Genomic DNA, 16,583 nt, shown 5'->3' with positions numbered 1-16,583 from the left:
ACAGTTCTCTATAGATTTGATAAATTTTCTATATAAGTATTAGCACTCTATATGAGTGAGTGCTAACAGAGGTGATAATCATGCTAACTAACAGGCAATTATTAATATTGCAAGTAACGGTAGATGATTTTATCGAAACCGCTCAACCAGTTGGATCTCGCCAACTTTCGAAAAAGGAGGAAGTTCCATTTAGTCCTGCTACTATTCGAAATGATATGGCAGATTTAGAAGAAATGGGCTTTTTAGAAAAAACACATACTTCGTCTGGTCGCGTACCTTCGCAAAAAGGCTATCGTTATTATGTAGACAATATGTTAACTCCACAACGAATTTCCAATAATGAGATTAAACAAATTCGTTCAATTTTTGAAGAACGAATGGTAGAGACGGAACAAATAATTCGTAAATCTGCGGCAATTTTGTCTGAACTAACGAATTATACCTCTATTATGTTAGGCTTAGATGTGAGAAAACATCGTGTGAAACGGTTTTCTATTGTTCCTTTAACGGATGATTCCGCTGTTGCTATTATTGTGACAGATAGTGGACATGTAGAAAATCGTGTATTTTCCATACCGGAAAGCTTTACCGCATCAGATATTGAGCGCATGGTCAATTTGATTAATGAGCGTTTAGTAGGTGTTCATTTGCATGAGCTCCCTACTAAATTAGAAGCTGTTACATTAGCCGTTTTACGACAAAACAATGGACGCTTAAACGATTTACTAGGTTCATTAAACAAAGCGCTAACAATTGAACATGAAGATAAAGTTTACTACGGTGGGAAAATGCAACTGTTAAATCAACCTGAATTTAATGATGTAGAAAAAGCACGAAGTATTATGTATTGGATGGATCATGTAAATCAAATGCCCGGACTATTCCATTTAGACCAAAAAGGAATTCAAATTCGAATTGGTACTGAAAACAACCATCTAGCTATGGAAGATTGTAGTATTATTACAGCTTCCTATGATATTGGGGAAGAACAGATCGGGTCTATTGCAATCATTGGTCCTACTCGAATGGATTACAAACGAGTCGTTTCTTTACTAGATGTGATGAGTGTGGATCTATCGAGAGAATTATCGAAAATTTTACATGGACCGCATGGATAAGGAGAGTTGCTATTTATGTCTGAACAAAAAGATGAAATTGTAGAAGAACTAGAAACTGAAGAGCTAGATGAACAAGTAAAAGTTACAACTGAAGAAGTAGAAAAAGTAGAAGAAGTAGTAGAAGTAGATGAGCTAACGCTTGTCAAACAACAATTAGAAGAAGAACAAAACAAAGCAATTCGTTTACGAGCAGATTTTGAAAACTATAAACGTCGTGTACAACTAGATAAAGAAGCAGATTACAAATACCGTGCGCAATCTGTATTATCAGATATTTTGCCAGTACTAGATAATTTCGAACGTGCATTAGCCGTTGAAACTACTACTGAAGAAGCTGCTTCTTTAGCAAAAGGCGTAGAAATGGTATATCGTTCTTTACTTGACGCTGTTTCCAAAGAAGGTTTAGAACAAATTGAAGCGGAAGGCGTCCCATTCGATCCAAACTTCCATCAAGCAGTAATGCAAGAAAAAGATGATACAAAAGATTCTGGTATCGTGCTTCAAGAATTACAAAAAGGGTATAAGTTAACAGATAGAATTCTAAGACCATCTATGGTTAAAGTTAACGAATAAAATAATAATGACTATTTGCACTTTATATTTAGGAGGAACTATTTATGTCTAAAATTATCGGTATTGACTTAGGAACAACAAACTCATGTGTATCAGTATTAGAAGGTGGAGAACCAAAAGTAATTCCAAATCCAGAAGGTAACCGTACAACTCCATCTGTTGTAGCTTTTAAAAATGGCGAAAAACAAGTTGGAGAAGTAGCAAAACGTCAATCTATTACAAACCCACATACTATTGCTTCCGTAAAACGTTTAATGGGTACATCAGAAAAAGTTAAAGCGGAAGATAAAGAATATACTCCACAAGAAGTATCAGCAATGATTCTTCAATACTTAAAAGGATTCGCTGAAGAATACTTGGGAGAAAAAGTTACAAAAGCAGTTATTACTGTTCCTGCATACTTTAATGATGCAGAGCGTCAAGCAACAAAAGATGCTGGTCGTATCGCTGGTCTTGAAGTAGAACGTATTATTAACGAACCAACTGCAGCAGCTCTAGCATATGGTTTAGATAAAATGGATCACGACGAAAAAATCCTTGTATATGATTTAGGTGGCGGTACATTCGACGTATCTATTCTGGAGCTTGGAGACGGTGTATTTGAAGTTCTAGCTACTGCAGGGGATAACCGTCTTGGTGGGGATGACTTTGACCAAATTATAATTGATTACCTAGTACAAGAATTTAAAAAAGATAACGGAATTGATTTATCACAAGATAAAATGGCAGTACAACGCCTAAAAGACGCTGCTGAAAAAGCGAAAAAAGATTTGTCAGGTGTTACATCAACTCAAATTTCATTGCCGTTCATTACAGCAGGAGAAGCTGGACCACTTCACTTAGAAGTTACATTGACTCGTGCGAAATTTGATGATTTAACTGCTCATTTAGTAGAACGAACTATGGTGCCAACTCGTCAAGCAATGTCAGATGCTGGATTATCAGCTTCTCAAATCGATAAAGTAATTCTAGTTGGTGGTTCTACACGTATTCCAGCAGTACAAGATGCTATTAAAAAAGAAACAGGTAAAGAACCACATAAAGGTGTAAACCCAGATGAAGTAGTAGCGATGGGTGCTGCTGTTCAAGGTGGAGTATTAACTGGAGATGTGAAAGACGTTGTATTACTAGACGTTACGCCACTTTCATTAGGTATTGAAACAATGGGCGGTGTATTCACGAAGTTAATCGAACGTAATACGACAATTCCAACATCAAAATCTCAAACATTCTCAACTGCAGCAGATAACCAACCAGCAGTAGATATTCATGTTCTACAAGGTGAACGTCCAATGTCAGCGGATAACAAAACACTTGGTCGTTTCCAACTTGCGGATATTCCACCAGCTCCACGTGGCATTCCACAAATCGAAGTAACATTTGATATTGATAAAAACGGTATCGTAAATGTTAAAGCAAAAGATCTTGGAACTGGAAAAGAACAAAATATTACAATTCAATCGAACTCTTCATTATCTGACGAAGAAATCGAACGTATGGTAAAAGAAGCAGAAGCAAACGCTGAAGCGGATAAAGTGCGTAAGGAAGAAGCTGAAGTTAAAAACGAAGCAGATCAGTTAGTATTTATGACAGAAAAAACATTAAAAGATTTAGAAGATAAAGTATCAGAAGAAGAGAAAAAATCTGCTGAAGATGCAAAAGAAGCATTAAAAGCAGCACTTGAAGCTGGTAACTTAGAAGATATTAAAGCGAAAAAAGATGCGTTAAATGAAATCGTTCAACAACTTACAATGAAGTTATATGAGCAAGCTCAAGCTGAAGCTGCTGCAAATGGTGGCGCTCAAGCTGACGCAAAAGATGACGGTGTAGTTGACGCTGAATTTGAAGAAGTAAATGACGATAAAGACAACAAGTAATTAGTAAGTTAGTCGGTGAGGAAAAGTCAAAGACCGTATTCGGCTTTGGCTTTTCTTACTGTTTAGACGTATAAAATTTTCCGTGTTACAATATTCATTACGTGTAGGTAAAGAGCAGGAGAGTGAACAATGGATAAACGTGATTATTATGAAGTGCTAGGGATTTCCAAAAGTGCTTCTCAAGATGAGATAAAAAAAGCGTATCGTAAACTTTCAAAACAATATCACCCGGATATTAACAAAGCAGCAGACGCTGATGTGAAATTCAAAGAAATTTCTGAAGCATATGAAGTATTAAGTGACGATCAAAAACGAGCACAGTACGATCAATTTGGCCATTCAGGTCCAAACCAAGGATTTGGTGGATTTGGTGGTGGAGATGGCTTTGGTTTTGAAGATATTTTCAGTTCGTTTTTCGGTAGTGGGGGCGGTTCAAGACGACGTGATCCTAACGCACCTAGAAAAGGTAGTGATCTTCAATATACAATGACGATCGAATTTGAAGAAGCTGTTTTCGGAAAAGAAACAGAAATAGATGTTGCGAAAGAAGAGACATGTGACACTTGTACTGGGACTGGTGCAAAACCAGGAACTCACGCTGAAAATTGTTCGCACTGTAATGGTCAAGGTCAAGTGAACGTAGCACAAGATACTCCATTTGGTCGTATTCAAACGAAACGGGCTTGTCATTATTGTGAAGGTACTGGGAAAATCATTAAAGATAAATGTTCGACTTGTTATGGAAAAGGTACTGTAAATAAACGTAAAAAAATTAAAGTAACAATTCCAGCAGGTGTGGATGATGGTCAACAACTTCGCGTAAGTGGTCAAGGGGAACCTGGTGTAAATGGTGGACCAGCAGGTGACTTATATATTGTATTCCGCGTAAAAGCCGATCCTAGGTTTGAACGAGATGGCGACGACATTTATTATGTACTAACACTAACATTTGCTCAAGCCGCACTAGGGGACGAAATAGAGGTACCGACCGTTCAAGGGAAAGTTAAACTAAAAATTCCGGCAGGTACTCAATCTCAAACAACATTCCGCTTAAAAGGCAAAGGTGTCAAAAACGTCCACGGTTATGGCACTGGAGATCAACATGTAGTTGTGAAAGTGATGACACCGAAGAAATTAACGGAAAAACAAAAGCAGTTACTACGTGAGTTTGCAGAAATTAGCGGAGATATTCCAGAAGAACAAGGCAGTTCATTATTTGATAAAATCAAAAGAACGATAAAAGGCGAATAAGGAGTGGGCGCAAGTGAAATGGTCTGAACTATCCATTCATACGACAAATGAGGCAGTGGAAGCAATAAGTAATATTTTGCATGAGGCTGGAGCTAGTGGAGTAGTTATTGAAGATTCAGAAGAGTTATTAAGAGAAAGAGAAGATGTTTTTGGTGAGATCTATAGCTTAAATCCAGATGATTTCCCTGTAGATGGTGTTCGAGTGAAAGCTTATCTAGCAGAAACTAGTTTTCTACTGGAAACAGTAGAAGAGATCAAACTTGCGATTAACAACTTACAAAACTTTAATATCGACCTTGGTCATAACCATGTCACTGTACAAGAAGTAGACGAGGAAGATTGGGCTACTGCTTGGAAAAAATATTATCACCCTGTAAAAATATCGAATCGTTTTACAATTGTACCTACTTGGGAAGACTATGAGCGTGTAAATACGGATGAATTAATAATTGAACTAGATCCAGGAATGGCATTTGGAACGGGAACGCACCCTACTACTGTCATGTGTTTACAAGCACTTGAAAAAACAGTTCAAATAGGAAGTAGCGTCATTGATGTAGGGACTGGTTCTGGTGTTCTTTCTATAGGGGCAGCAAAATTAGGCGCAGCCTCCATCCATGCGCTAGATTTGGATGAAGTAGCTGTTCAATCTGCAAAAGAAAATATTGCGCTAAATAAAGTAAATGATATCGTTCAAGTAACACACGGTAATTTACTTGATAATGTGAACGAACAAGCAGATATCGTCGTTGCAAACATATTAGCTGAAATTATTATGACTTTTACTAATGATGCTTATTCCATCGTTAAAGATGGCGGCCTATTTATTACGTCTGGTATTATTGCAACGAAAAAGGAAGATGTTCGTAATTCCTTACAGCAAGCAGGATTCGAAATTGAAGAAGTAATGATGATGGAAGACTGGGTTACAATCATTTCTAGAAAGATTGTTAAGTAAGGAGACGCTCATGCAACGTTATTTTACTAATGAACCTATAGAGGAAAATAATACAGTAACGATTACAGGTGAAGATGCGCATCATATGATTCAAGTGATGCGCATGTCTTCCGGAGATGATGTATATGTAGTAGCAGAAGGCAAAACATATACAATGACCATCTTAGAAGGTACTTCCAAATCAGTACATTTACAGATAAAAGAAGCACATGAACAATCTACAGAAATGCCGGTTAAAGTTTCCATCGTTTGTGGACTTCCAAAAGGTGATAAGCTAGAATTAATAACCCAAAAAGCGACAGAGCTAGGTATGCATACACTATATCCATTTGAAGCGAAACGTTCTATTGTAAAATGGGACAAACAAAAAAACGAGAAAAAAATCGCTCGTTTACAAAAAATCTCAAAAGAAGCCGCAGAACAATCTCATCGTTCTTTTATCCCACTAATACATAAACCAATCTCATTAACCGAGCTGTTGGAAATTTCTAAATCGTATGATGTGAAATTTGTTGCGGATGAAGAAGACGCAAAGCTTGAGCAGCGACAAAAGTTTGCTGACCAATTAAAAAAAGTGTATGATAAACAATCGATACTAATCGTATTTGGCCCAGAAGGTGGGCTCGATCGTCAGGAAGTACAACTACTGTTAGAAAATGATTTTCAACCCATTGCACTTGGACCAAGGATTCTAAGAACAGAAACTGCACCGTTATATGCGCTTGCTGCAATTTCTTATGAATATGAATGAAAGAGGTGTGAGGACTTGTCATCCGTTGCATTCCATACATTAGGCTGTAAAGTAAACCACTATGAAACAGAGGCTATATGGCAATTATTTAAAGAAAACGGCTATGACCGTACTGATTTTGAAAAACAATCAGATGTATATGTGATTAATACATGTACTGTAACAAACACTGGTGATAAAAAAAGTCGACAAGTGATTCGTCGTGCAATTCGTCAAAATCCAGATGCTGTTATTTGTGTAACAGGTTGTTATGCACAGACTTCTCCCGCTGAAATTATGGCAATTCCGGGGGTAGATATCGTCGTAGGGACCCAAGAGCGTACAAAAATGCTCGATTATATCGAACAATATAAAACAGAACGTACGCCGATTAATGCAGTAGGAAATATAATGAAAAACCGTGTTTACGAGGAATTGGATGTTCCTTCATTTACAGATCGTACTCGCGCATCATTAAAAATCCAAGAAGGCTGTAATAATTTTTGTACTTTTTGTATTATCCCATGGGCTCGCGGGTTAATGCGTTCTAGAGATCCAGAAGAAGTAGTTCATCAAGCGCAGCAACTTGTAGACGCAGGTTATTTAGAAATCGTATTAACAGGTATCCATACAGGTGGATACGGTGAAGACTTAAAAGATTATAACTTAGCGCAGCTTTTAAGAGATATCGAATCGAAAGTAAAAGGCTTAAAACGCCTTCGTATAAGCTCGATTGAAGCAAGTCAATTATCGGATGAAGTAATCGATGTTTTAAGAGATTCTAATATTGTAGTAAGACATTTACACATTCCTATTCAATCTGGTTCTGATACCGTTTTAAAAAGAATGCGTAGAAAATATACAATGGAGTTTTTTGCAAATCGATTAGATAGACTTAGAGAAGCACTTCCAGACATAGCCATTACTTCAGACGTAATTGTTGGTTTCCCAGGTGAAACAGAAGAGGAATTTATGGAAACGTTTAACTTTATTCGTGACCAAAAATTCTCGGAACTTCATGTATTCCCATATTCCAAACGTACTGGTACGCCTGCAGCAAGAATGGAAAATCAAGTGGATGAAGATATTAAAAATGAACGTGTTCACAGGTTAATTTCGTTGAACGATCAACTAGCTGCACAGTACGCATCCCGTTTTGAAGGGGAAGTATTAGAGATTATTCCAGAAGATAAATACAAATTAAATCCCGAAAGTAATTTATACGAGGGGTACACTGATAATTATTTGAAAGTAGTTATTCCTGGTACAGAAGATTTAATTGGAAAACTAGTACGTGTGAAAATAACGAAGGCTGGTTATCCATACAATGAAGGGCAATTTGTTCGGGTATTGGAAAATGTAGAAGAACTAGTTTAAGTCAGTGAGAACAATCTCACTGGCTTTTTTTTAGATTCTCGATTATGATAAAGAGGTACGTACAACTCGGAGGGAGATTTTATAATGACTCAAAATATTGCGGCATTAATCGATCATACATTATTAAAACAAGACGCAACCAAAAATCAAATTGAAAAACTTTGTGAGGAAGCAAAAACCTATACATTTGCATCTGTATGTGTAAATCCAACATGGGTAAGTGTTAGTGCGGAACTATTGAAAGGTTCACCAGTAAAAGTTTGTACAGTAATTGGCTTTCCACTTGGTGCAAGTACTTCAGCTGTTAAAGCGTTTGAAACAACAAATGCAATCGAAAACGGTGCGGAAGAAATTGATATGGTTATAAACGTAGGTGCTTTAAAAGATCAAGATTATAACCTGGTGCAAAAAGATATCGAGGCAGTAGTACAAGCTGCTAAAGAGAAGGCAATTGTCAAAGTTATTTTAGAAACTTGCTTATTAACAGACGAAGAAATTTTGAGAGCTAGTGAAATATCTAAACTCGCTGGAGCAGATTTTGTTAAAACTTCTACTGGGTTTTCTACAGGAGGAGCAACTGTAAATGCAGTGAAGTTAATGCGAAGTGCAGTTGGTCCAGAATTAGGAGTGAAGGCTTCTGGTGGTGTTCGAAGCTTGTCGGATTTACAGTCGATGGTAGACGCAGGTGCAACTAGAATTGGTGCAAGCTCTGGTGTAGAAATTGTCCAAGGTCTAGAAAGTAAATCTGATTATTAATTTAGGCGAAAGTATTGACCAAGTGTAAAGTATACGGTATAATTTTTTAGTACATAACACTAGGTTATGTGCTTGACGTGTGTTCGGAGGGAGGGAAAAAGAGATGTCAAAAACTGTCGTTCGTAAAAACGAATCGCTTGAAGATGCTCTTCGCCGCTTCAAACGTACTGTATCTAAAAGTGGTACAATTCAAGAGGTAAGAAAGCGCGAGTTTTATGAAAAACCAAGCGTAAAGCGTAAAAAGAAATCTGAAGCTGCCCGTAAACGTAAATTCTAATTTATTTAAATTTACCAAGCTTCGAAGCTTTGGTTTCCATAACCAAGCATGAAACGTAAAAAGAAATCAGAAGCTGCACGTAAACGTAAGTGGTAAATTAATCCCAACCATCCCTACGTTCAAAACACGTACTGTATGATTAACATTTACAATTATGTAAACCGAGAAAATTATTTTTCTCGGTTTATTTTCATTTTTGAAACTTTTATGGTGCTCATCCGTATATAGAATTATACATATAGAAGAAGGGAGGTTTAAGGATGAAATTGTCACGGTATTTTATTTCTTTCTGTTTATTGTTATTTTCATTATGCTTAGTTGTTCCTTCATTCACTGCTGATTCACCTACCGTTTATAAAATTCCAATCCATAAAGAAGTGGAAAAAGGTTTATATGCTTTTTTAGAGCGTTCTATACATGATGCTGAAGAAGCGGGAGCAAAAGCTATTATTTTCGAAATAAATACCCCTGGTGGCTTTGTGGATTCAGCGCAGAAAATTGCAGATTTACTCGATTCTACTTCGATACAAAAAATAGCTTATATCAATTCAGAAGCGCTATCAGCAGGAGCTTTTTTAGCATTGCATACGGATGAAATTTATATGTCTCCTAGTGGTACAATCGGTGCAGCAGCTGTAATTGATAGTATTGGTAATACTGCAGATGAAAAAGCAAATAGTGCATGGAAAGCAAAAATGATAAATGCTGCAAAGCTTACCGGAAAAGATCCAAAATATGCGCAGGCAATGGCGGATGACCAGGTAGACTTACCGCAATATAGAGCACCTGTAGGAAAATTATTAACGCTTACTTCCGAGGAGGCGCTAGAAGTAGGTTACTCGAATGGGACGGTAAAATCATTTGGAGAATTGTTAGATAAGACAAATTTAACTAATGCAAAGGTCATTGAAACAGAAGAGACATTTATGGAATCGGTTGCACGATTTATTACGCATCCAATTATCGTGCCAATTTTATTGTCGATTGCAAGTTTAGGATTGATAGTGGAGCTGTATTCTCCAGGATTTGGAGTTGCAGGGACGATGGGGCTTATCTCCATCGGATTGTTCTTTTTCGGGCATTTAGTTGCTGGTCTTGCAGGCTATGAAACTTTGATTATTTTTGTTATTGGAGTTCTTTTAATAATAGCTGAATTCTTCTTGCCGGGAGGAATTAGTGGAATTTTAGGTGCAGCTGCTATTATTTTTAGTATAATACTAGCAGGAGGCAATATTGTGCAAATGAGTATTGCTGTATTAATTGCTTTAACAGTAGCTATAGTGGGAATGGTGATTATTATGAAGTTCTTTGGAAAAAAGATGAAAGCATTAAACAAGATTATCTTGTCGGATGCTACAACGACGGAACAAGGATATGTGTCCAATGAAAATCGAGTTGATTTAATTGGCAAAGTGGCCATTACAATGACTGCCCTTAGACCGTCTGGAACTATACGTATCGACAATGAGCGAATCGATGCAGTATCCGATGGTAGTTTTGTTGCGAAGGACAAACAAGTTACGATTATTAAAGTAGAAGGCTCTCGTATTGTAGTGCGAGAAGTCGCGGAAGAGGAGGCAACATAATGGTATTTACTGGATCAACAATTACGTTAATCATAGTGATCGTTTTAGCATTTATCGTGCTATCGGTATTTTTCACATTTTTCCCAATCACACTATGGATTTCAGCTTTAGCAGCGGGAGTGAAAATTAGTATCTTTACACTTGTAGGGATGAGGTTACGTCGAGTAATTCCATCACGCATTGTCAATCCACTTATTAAAGCACATAAAGCTGGATTGAAAGTGGCGATCAATCAATTAGAGAGCCATTATTTAGCAGGTGGTAACGTAGACCGCGTTGTAAACGCACTTATTGCGGCGCATCGTGCAAATATTGAACTAACATTTGAACGGGCGGCAGCGATTGATCTAGCTGGTCGAGACGTACTAGAAGCCGTGCAAATGTCTGTTAACCCGAAAGTAATTGAAACGCCATTTATCGCAGGGGTTGCAATGAACGGGATTGAAGTAAAAGCGAAAGCACGTATTACCGTTCGTGCCAATATAGACCGTTTAGTCGGTGGTGCGGGTGAAGAAACAATCGTTGCCCGTGTTGGCGAAGGAATTATCTCAACAATCGGATCTAGTACTAGCCATGAACGTGTACTTGAGAATCCAGATTTAATTTCTCAAACTGTGTTGGCTAAAGGATTAGATTCTGGTACAGCTTTTGAAATTCTATCGATTGATATTGCGGACGTTGATATAGGTAAAAATATCGGGGCAGAACTACAAACAGAGCAAGCAGAAGCGGACAAGAAAATTGCACAAGCAAAAGCGGAAGAACGTCGTGCAATGGCCGTAGCCTCTGAGCAAGAGATGAAAGCAAAAGTAGTAGAAATGCGATCTAAAGTTGTAGAAGCAGAAGCAGAAGTACCACTAGCGATGGCAGAAGCACTAAGAGAGGGAAATATCGGTGTGATGGATTATATGAATTATAAAAATATCCAAGCAGACACAAGTATGAGAGACTCAATTAGCAAAGTCGGAGGAGATAAACCTTCTACTGGAGAGTTGAAAGACTAGTCTAATACCGCAGAAAGGAGGTCTTCTCCTTGGAAGGGATTATTTTACTCATCGTATCCTTACTTATAAGTACACTTTTTGGCAAGAAAAAGCAAAAGCAAAATCAAAATCCAACAAAAGTTCCTAAGCCAGTAAATAAAGTTCCTGAGATAAAACCATTCGTAGAGAACCCTTTTAAAAACTTAGGTGAGTTGGCAAGGGAATTTAAACAAGAACAACAAACGAAAATTGAACGTAAAACAACTAATATAAAGACAGAACCAGTTATACCGGTTAAGGAAGAAAAAGCACAACGTGAAGTGAGTCGCGATCAAGGTGTGCCAAGAGCTTCTGGTCGTTTATCTGTATACCAAGCGAATAGACTAGATGTAAATGCTGCAAAGCCAATGATGGCGAGCGTTTTGCCGGAAACGAAGGATGAACTTGTTCGAGCAATTATATTGTCCGAAATATTAGCGCCACCAAAATCCAAAAGATAACTCATGAACACCCCTTTACATGCATAAATTCATGTAAAGGGGTGTTTTTTATAAAACAGTTATTTCCACTCCATGCGAGTATTATGATTGATAATTTTAGTGATATTATTTTAGATTACGAAATAACTCTTCTTAAGTTAAATGAAAACAGCGTATTATGTTCGTATGATTATTATTTACTGGAAATAAATGCAGACAGCTTACAGATTAAATCGCTATCTTCCGAACGCTTACATTTAACAGTAGAAAAGCTTAACTTTTTTAATATAACTAGGAAGGATCGTACTTAATGGCAAGCCTTATACGTGTACAAATACCGATAACTACTGATCAACATGTCTTATTTCAACGTTTGTTTGCACTAAATATTAACTTATACAGTGTGTATAGTAGCGATGACTACTTATATTTCTCGATAAAAAAGAAAGATTTAAAGGCTTTTCGAAAAGTTAGGAAAGCGATGAAAATAAAAGTAGCCTTAGTAGATGAAACGAAAAAAGGAATAATTTCACCTTATTCATACTCTTTCATAGGTGTCGCTCTTTTTTTCTTAATACCTATCTTACTTGCGCAATTTATTTGGACAATTCATATTGAATCGGATTCACCTGAAAATAATATTTTGCTATATGAAGAACTAAAAGCGATGAATATAAAAGAAAAAATGCTTACTTCTTCGTTACCAGCTGAACAAGAGATAAGGCAAAAGATTTTGTTGAAGTACAAAGAGTATTCATGGGTTCATTTTGCCCAGTCAGGTTCAACGCTTATCGTATCTCCAATGCTTGCACCAATTAAAACTGAACGGGATATAAAAGACGCACCACCAGTCCATTTGATCGCTAAAAGAAGTGGTGTTATTACAGATTTTGAATTGGTAAAAGGAGTAAGAGCTGTACAGAAACATGTAGCGGTTAAAAAAGGAGATACTCTCGTAAATGGTTTTGTAACACAAGGAGATAAACGAATTATTACGAGTGCGGAAGGAAAGGTATATGCAAGTTATTGGATTGAACTCCAGTTTGAACTACCTAAAAAAGTATCCATTGTAAGGCCAGATGAAAGAGAGTTGCTTATTCAAAAAAAGGGACAGTCAAATGTTCCATATTGGAGGGAAATCGTTCTTCCTTCTTTCTTGAGAAACTATGTAGTGGCTGGATACGTACAAAAAAATATAGAAGAGACTTACGAGTTAAGTGAAAAATCGATGGAACGATTAATACGTCCATTACTATTTCAAAAGATAATCAATGATTTGCCTGCTGGGACACAAATATTAGAGGATAAAGTTTTGCAGGTATCTATACAAAATGATAAAGTAAAAGGGAAAGTATTATTATTGGTAAATGAAAATATTGCAATACCACAAGTTATACCCCAAGGAGACGAAGCATGAGCGAACAAAAACAACTCGATATAAACTTGCAGGACCCTGCAGAAGCGGTGATGCTTCTCGGAATATCAGATAAAAATGTAAAGCTTATTGAAGCGGAACTAAAGGTACAACTCATCACAAGAGGCGAACAAATTCAAATTGTTGGCGAAGAGAAAAATGTAGAAGAAGCGAAAAAACTAATGGTACAACTTCTTGCTGTTATTCGTAAAGGCATCAATATAAACCTTAGGGATGTCACTTCTGCTGTTGAGATGAGCTTGAATGGAACAATTGAATATTTTTCAAGTTTGTATGATGAAGAAATTGCAAGAAATACTAAAGGAAAAGCAATACGTGCCAAAACGATTGGGCAAAGAGAGTATATACAAGGAATTCGGCATTCGGATTTAACATTTGGAATTGGTCCAGCAGGTACAGGTAAAACATACCTTGCAGTCGTTATGGCAACCCAAGCATTAAAAAATGCACATGTGAAAAAAATCATTTTAACGCGTCCTGCCGTGGAGGCGGGGGAGAGTCTAGGTTTCTTACCTGGAGACCTAAAAGAGAAGGTAGATCCATACTTACGTCCGTTGTATGATGCATTGCACGATGTGCTTGGAACGGAACAGACGGAACGGCTAATGGAACGTGGTACGATTGAAATTGCTCCGCTTGCATATATGCGCGGTCGCACATTAGACGATGCTTTTGTTATTTTAGACGAAGCGCAAAATACAACGAAAGCACAAATGAAGATGTTTTTAACCCGTCTTGGTTTTGGTTCAAAAATGGTAATCACTGGAGATAAAACGCAAATAGATTTACCAAAAGGTGCTGAATCTGGTTTAATCGTCGCCGAGAAAATTTTAGGTCATGTTTCTGGTATTCATTTTCAATACTTAGAACAGGGAGATGTAGTCCGTCATCCACTAGTAGCTAAAATTATCCAAGCATACGACGAGCAAAAATCATAGCATTTCCAAAAAGCAACGGTCTATTAGCTGACTGTTGCTTTTGTTAATTTTAAGGAAATAGTAATGACTAGTTTTAACTTTAAGGTATAATATAAGGACAAGCTGTGAAGGAGCTGAGTTTAGAGTGAAAACCATTTTGTTAAAATGGAGAGAATGGCGCAATAATAAGTATCTCCCTTTCGTTATCATTCTCTTAACAGCGGTTTGCATGTTCTTTTTATTAATTGGTAATGTGAAAGAAAGTAAATATGATATAGAACGATTCCAGCTCTCACCCGACACTATACGTTCTGTTAAAACAATGGAAGACCCAGTCAAAACGGAAGAAGAAAGAGAAAAAGTAGCATCAGAGGTTCTTCCAGTCTATCAATTTCAGGAGGAAACTGCTGATAACCAGGCTGCAATTATCCGCTCTATTTTTGATAGCGTGCTCGAAGTGAAAAAAAATCCGAATGATGAATTAAATGAAGAAGATGCAGCTATAGCACTTGTGAAATTGAAAGATGAAATGGACGTTTTAGCAGAAAATGCGAGTATCATTCCTTTAAGTGATGAAATGTTAACTATTTTATTGAAGCAATCAGTTCCTGTTTTGCGTGAATCAAAAGAAAAATTAGCTACAATTACAGAAAATGCATTAAGTGAACCAATACGAACGGAAAGTGTTCCAGCTGCGCGTGAAAAAATTGCTGCCCAGGTTACAAGTACACTTGGATTTTCCGCGGAGTATATGAATATTATTATCAATATAGCGCGTGGTTCAATTGTAGCAACAGAAATCGAAAATGAAGAGTTAACTGAGTTACGGATTGAGCAAGCAAAAGCAAGTGTTGAACCGACGCGAATTCTACAAGGGCAAATACTAGTACAAAAAGGAGAACTAATAGACCGAGAAGTTTATAGGCAGATTGAATTACTTGGGATGTTAACGGATAAAACTTCTTATAAGCCGCCTATAGGTGTTGGATTGTTTGTTATCCTTACGATGTGGATTCTATTTGCACAAACGTTTCGTAAAAAAGAGAAAACAATTACTAACTCCAAAAACTTAGTTGTCGTTGCTTTTAGTCTAATCGTTTCTGTCTTAATCATGATAGTGTTGCAATCAGTTGCAAATAATTTTGATGTAGTCATTGCATTTATATTTCCGACTGCATTGGTCTCCATTTTTGTTTACTTATTAGTAAATGAACGTGCAGCACTTATCACTAGTTTTGTAGTTGCTGCTTATGCGGGTATAATTTTTCAAGAAGGTTATACCAATGTATTTCAAATGGAAATTTCGTTATACATATTATTCGGGAGTATAGCAGGTATTTTTGCGATGCAACGTACACATAATAATTCTCAAATATTTAGAGGAAGCTTTGTTGTTTCAGTGGTAAACATATTATTTATATTATTTTATTTATTAATGACAAAAACGACTTATCAATTTACAGATATATCATTTTATGTTGGAGTAGCCGTTTTATCGGGTATACTATCTGGAGCTCTAACGATTGGGATATTACCATTTTTTGAATCCGTGTTTGGCATTTTGTCGACGATGCGGTTAATCGAACTATCCAATCCGAATCATCCATTATTGAAGAAAATATTAACAGAAACTCCTGGAACGTATCATCATAGTTTAATGGTCGCAAACTTAGCGGATGCTGCTTGTGAAGCGGTTGGTGCAAATGGGCTACTAGCACGTGTTGGAAGTTATTATCATGATATTGGAAAAACGAAACGACCGGGTTTTTTTATCGAAAATCAAGTGAATGGGTACAACCCACATGATAATTTACCACCTGAAACGAGTCGTGATATTATAATTGCACATGCCGGTGACGGCGCAGAAATATTACGGAAACATAAAATGCCAAAAGAAATAATTGATATTTCGGAGCAACATCATGGAACAAGCTTACTCAAATTCTTTTACTATAAAGCAAAAGAAATGAAAGAAGATATTCTAGAAGAACAGTATAGGTATCCAGGACCTAAACCTCAAACGAAAGAAATTGCTATTATTTCGGTTGCCGATAGTGTAGAAGCTGCTGTCCGTTCGATGAAAGAACCAGATGCAGAAAAAATTAGGGATCTGATCCAATCAATTATAAAAGGAAAATTACTAGATGGTCAATTTGACGAATGCGATCTATCGTTAAAGGAAATAAAGAAAATGGAAGAAAGTTTCTGTACAACGATGAATGGTACATTTCACTCCCGAATTGAATACCCAAAATAAGGATGTTAG

15 protein-coding genes are annotated in these 16,583 nt (G+C 36.9%); all 15 read left to right on the top strand.

The features are described 5' to 3' along the window. Positions 1-80: 80 nt before the first annotated feature. Complete coding sequence (gene hrcA, locus BMZ04_RS04810; RefSeq protein WP_093266110.1) at positions 81-1,118, top strand: heat-inducible transcriptional repressor HrcA; 1,038 nt, start codon at positions 81-83, stop codon at positions 1,116-1,118. 15 nt (positions 1,119-1,133) lie between these two features. Beyond that, positions 1,134-1,691, top strand: coding sequence for a nucleotide exchange factor GrpE (gene grpE, locus BMZ04_RS04805; RefSeq protein WP_093266108.1), 558 nt, complete (start codon positions 1,134-1,136; stop codon positions 1,689-1,691). Positions 1,692-1,735: 44 nt separating this feature from the next. After that, complete coding sequence (dnaK, locus tag BMZ04_RS04800; protein WP_093266106.1) at positions 1,736-3,568, top strand: molecular chaperone DnaK; 1,833 nt, start codon at positions 1,736-1,738, stop codon at positions 3,566-3,568. 129 nt (positions 3,569-3,697) lie between these two features. Continuing rightward, on the top strand, positions 3,698-4,819 hold the full coding sequence (dnaJ, locus tag BMZ04_RS04795) for a molecular chaperone DnaJ (protein ID WP_093266104.1): 1,122 nt from the start codon (positions 3,698-3,700) through the stop codon (positions 4,817-4,819). A gap of 13 nt (positions 4,820-4,832) precedes the next feature. Next, positions 4,833-5,777, top strand: coding sequence for a 50S ribosomal protein L11 methyltransferase (prmA, locus tag BMZ04_RS04790; protein ID WP_093266099.1), 945 nt, complete (start codon positions 4,833-4,835; stop codon positions 5,775-5,777). 10 nt (positions 5,778-5,787) lie between these two features. Then, positions 5,788-6,528 (top strand): 16S rRNA (uracil(1498)-N(3))-methyltransferase, encoded by a 741-nt coding sequence (locus tag BMZ04_RS04785; protein ID WP_093266094.1) that lies wholly within the window; start codon positions 5,788-5,790, stop codon positions 6,526-6,528. A 15-nt stretch (positions 6,529-6,543) separates the two neighbouring features. Further along, complete coding sequence (mtaB, locus tag BMZ04_RS04780) at positions 6,544-7,884, top strand: tRNA (N(6)-L-threonylcarbamoyladenosine(37)-C(2))-methylthiotransferase MtaB (RefSeq protein ID WP_093266092.1); 1,341 nt, start codon at positions 6,544-6,546, stop codon at positions 7,882-7,884. A gap of 84 nt (positions 7,885-7,968) precedes the next feature. Next, positions 7,969-8,640, top strand: coding sequence for a deoxyribose-phosphate aldolase (gene deoC / locus BMZ04_RS04775; protein WP_093266090.1), 672 nt, complete (start codon positions 7,969-7,971; stop codon positions 8,638-8,640). A 103-nt stretch (positions 8,641-8,743) separates the two neighbouring features. Continuing rightward, positions 8,744-8,917: a 30S ribosomal protein S21 gene (gene rpsU, locus BMZ04_RS04770; protein ID WP_016426884.1), complete on the top strand. Its 174-nt coding sequence runs from the start codon at positions 8,744-8,746 to the stop codon at positions 8,915-8,917. Between the two features lie 260 nt (positions 8,918-9,177). Further along, positions 9,178-10,503 carry an NfeD family protein gene (locus BMZ04_RS04765; RefSeq protein WP_093266088.1) on the top strand — a complete coding sequence of 442 codons (1,326 nt, stop codon included), beginning with the start codon at positions 9,178-9,180 and terminating at the stop codon, positions 10,501-10,503. Then, positions 10,503-11,507 (top strand): flotillin-like protein FloA, encoded by a 1,005-nt coding sequence (floA, locus tag BMZ04_RS04760; RefSeq protein ID WP_093266086.1) that lies wholly within the window; start codon positions 10,503-10,505, stop codon positions 11,505-11,507. Before BMZ04_RS04765 ends, floA begins: the two co-directional genes overlap by 1 nt. Before the next feature lie 29 nt (positions 11,508-11,536). Then, entirely contained in the window at positions 11,537-11,986 is a 450-nt protein-coding gene (locus tag BMZ04_RS04755; RefSeq protein ID WP_093266085.1) for a hypothetical protein, read from the top strand. A gap of 289 nt (positions 11,987-12,275) precedes the next feature. Continuing rightward, entirely contained in the window at positions 12,276-13,382 is a 1,107-nt protein-coding gene (locus tag BMZ04_RS04750) for a sporulation protein YqfD (protein WP_093266083.1), read from the top strand. After that, positions 13,379-14,338, top strand: a complete 960-nt coding sequence (locus BMZ04_RS04745) for a PhoH family protein (RefSeq protein ID WP_093266080.1) — start codon at positions 13,379-13,381, stop codon at positions 14,336-14,338. The genes BMZ04_RS04750 and BMZ04_RS04745 overlap by 4 nt, the downstream gene beginning before the upstream one ends. A gap of 124 nt (positions 14,339-14,462) precedes the next feature. Continuing rightward, positions 14,463-16,574 carry an HD family phosphohydrolase gene (locus BMZ04_RS04740; protein ID WP_255367800.1) on the top strand — a complete coding sequence of 704 codons (2,112 nt, stop codon included), beginning with the start codon at positions 14,463-14,465 and terminating at the stop codon, positions 16,572-16,574. Positions 16,575-16,583 lie beyond the last annotated feature (9 nt).

It is taken from the genome of Psychrobacillus sp. OK032, assembly GCF_900111345.1.
In the GTDB taxonomy this organism is placed as follows: Bacteria; Bacillota; Bacilli; order Bacillales_A; family Planococcaceae; genus Psychrobacillus.
This window is presented reverse-complemented; position numbering and strand designations above follow the sequence as displayed.

Excerpts from the sequence above, each read along its gene's own strand:
- grpE (WP_093266108.1), top strand. The coding sequence starts at position 1,134 with ATGTCTGAACAAAAAGATGAAATTGTAGAAGAACTAGAAACTGAAGAG.
- deoC (WP_093266090.1), top strand. The coding sequence starts at position 7,969 with ATGACTCAAAATATTGCGGCATTAATCGATCATACATTATTAAAACAA.
- rpsU (WP_016426884.1), top strand. The coding sequence starts at position 8,744 with ATGTCAAAAACTGTCGTTCGTAAAAACGAATCGCTTGAAGATGCTCTT.
- BMZ04_RS04745 (WP_093266080.1), top strand. The coding sequence starts at position 13,379 with ATGAGCGAACAAAAACAACTCGATATAAACTTGCAGGACCCTGCAGAA.
- BMZ04_RS04750 (WP_093266083.1), top strand. The coding sequence starts at position 12,276 with ATGGCAAGCCTTATACGTGTACAAATACCGATAACTACTGATCAACAT.
- BMZ04_RS04765 (WP_093266088.1), top strand. The coding sequence starts at position 9,178 with ATGAAATTGTCACGGTATTTTATTTCTTTCTGTTTATTGTTATTTTCA.
- hrcA (WP_093266110.1), top strand. The coding sequence starts at position 81 with ATGCTAACTAACAGGCAATTATTAATATTGCAAGTAACGGTAGATGAT.
- dnaK (WP_093266106.1), top strand. The coding sequence starts at position 1,736 with ATGTCTAAAATTATCGGTATTGACTTAGGAACAACAAACTCATGTGTA.
- dnaJ (WP_093266104.1), top strand. The coding sequence starts at position 3,698 with ATGGATAAACGTGATTATTATGAAGTGCTAGGGATTTCCAAAAGTGCT.
- BMZ04_RS04785 (WP_093266094.1), top strand. The coding sequence starts at position 5,788 with ATGCAACGTTATTTTACTAATGAACCTATAGAGGAAAATAATACAGTA.
- floA (WP_093266086.1), top strand. The coding sequence starts at position 10,503 with ATGGTATTTACTGGATCAACAATTACGTTAATCATAGTGATCGTTTTA.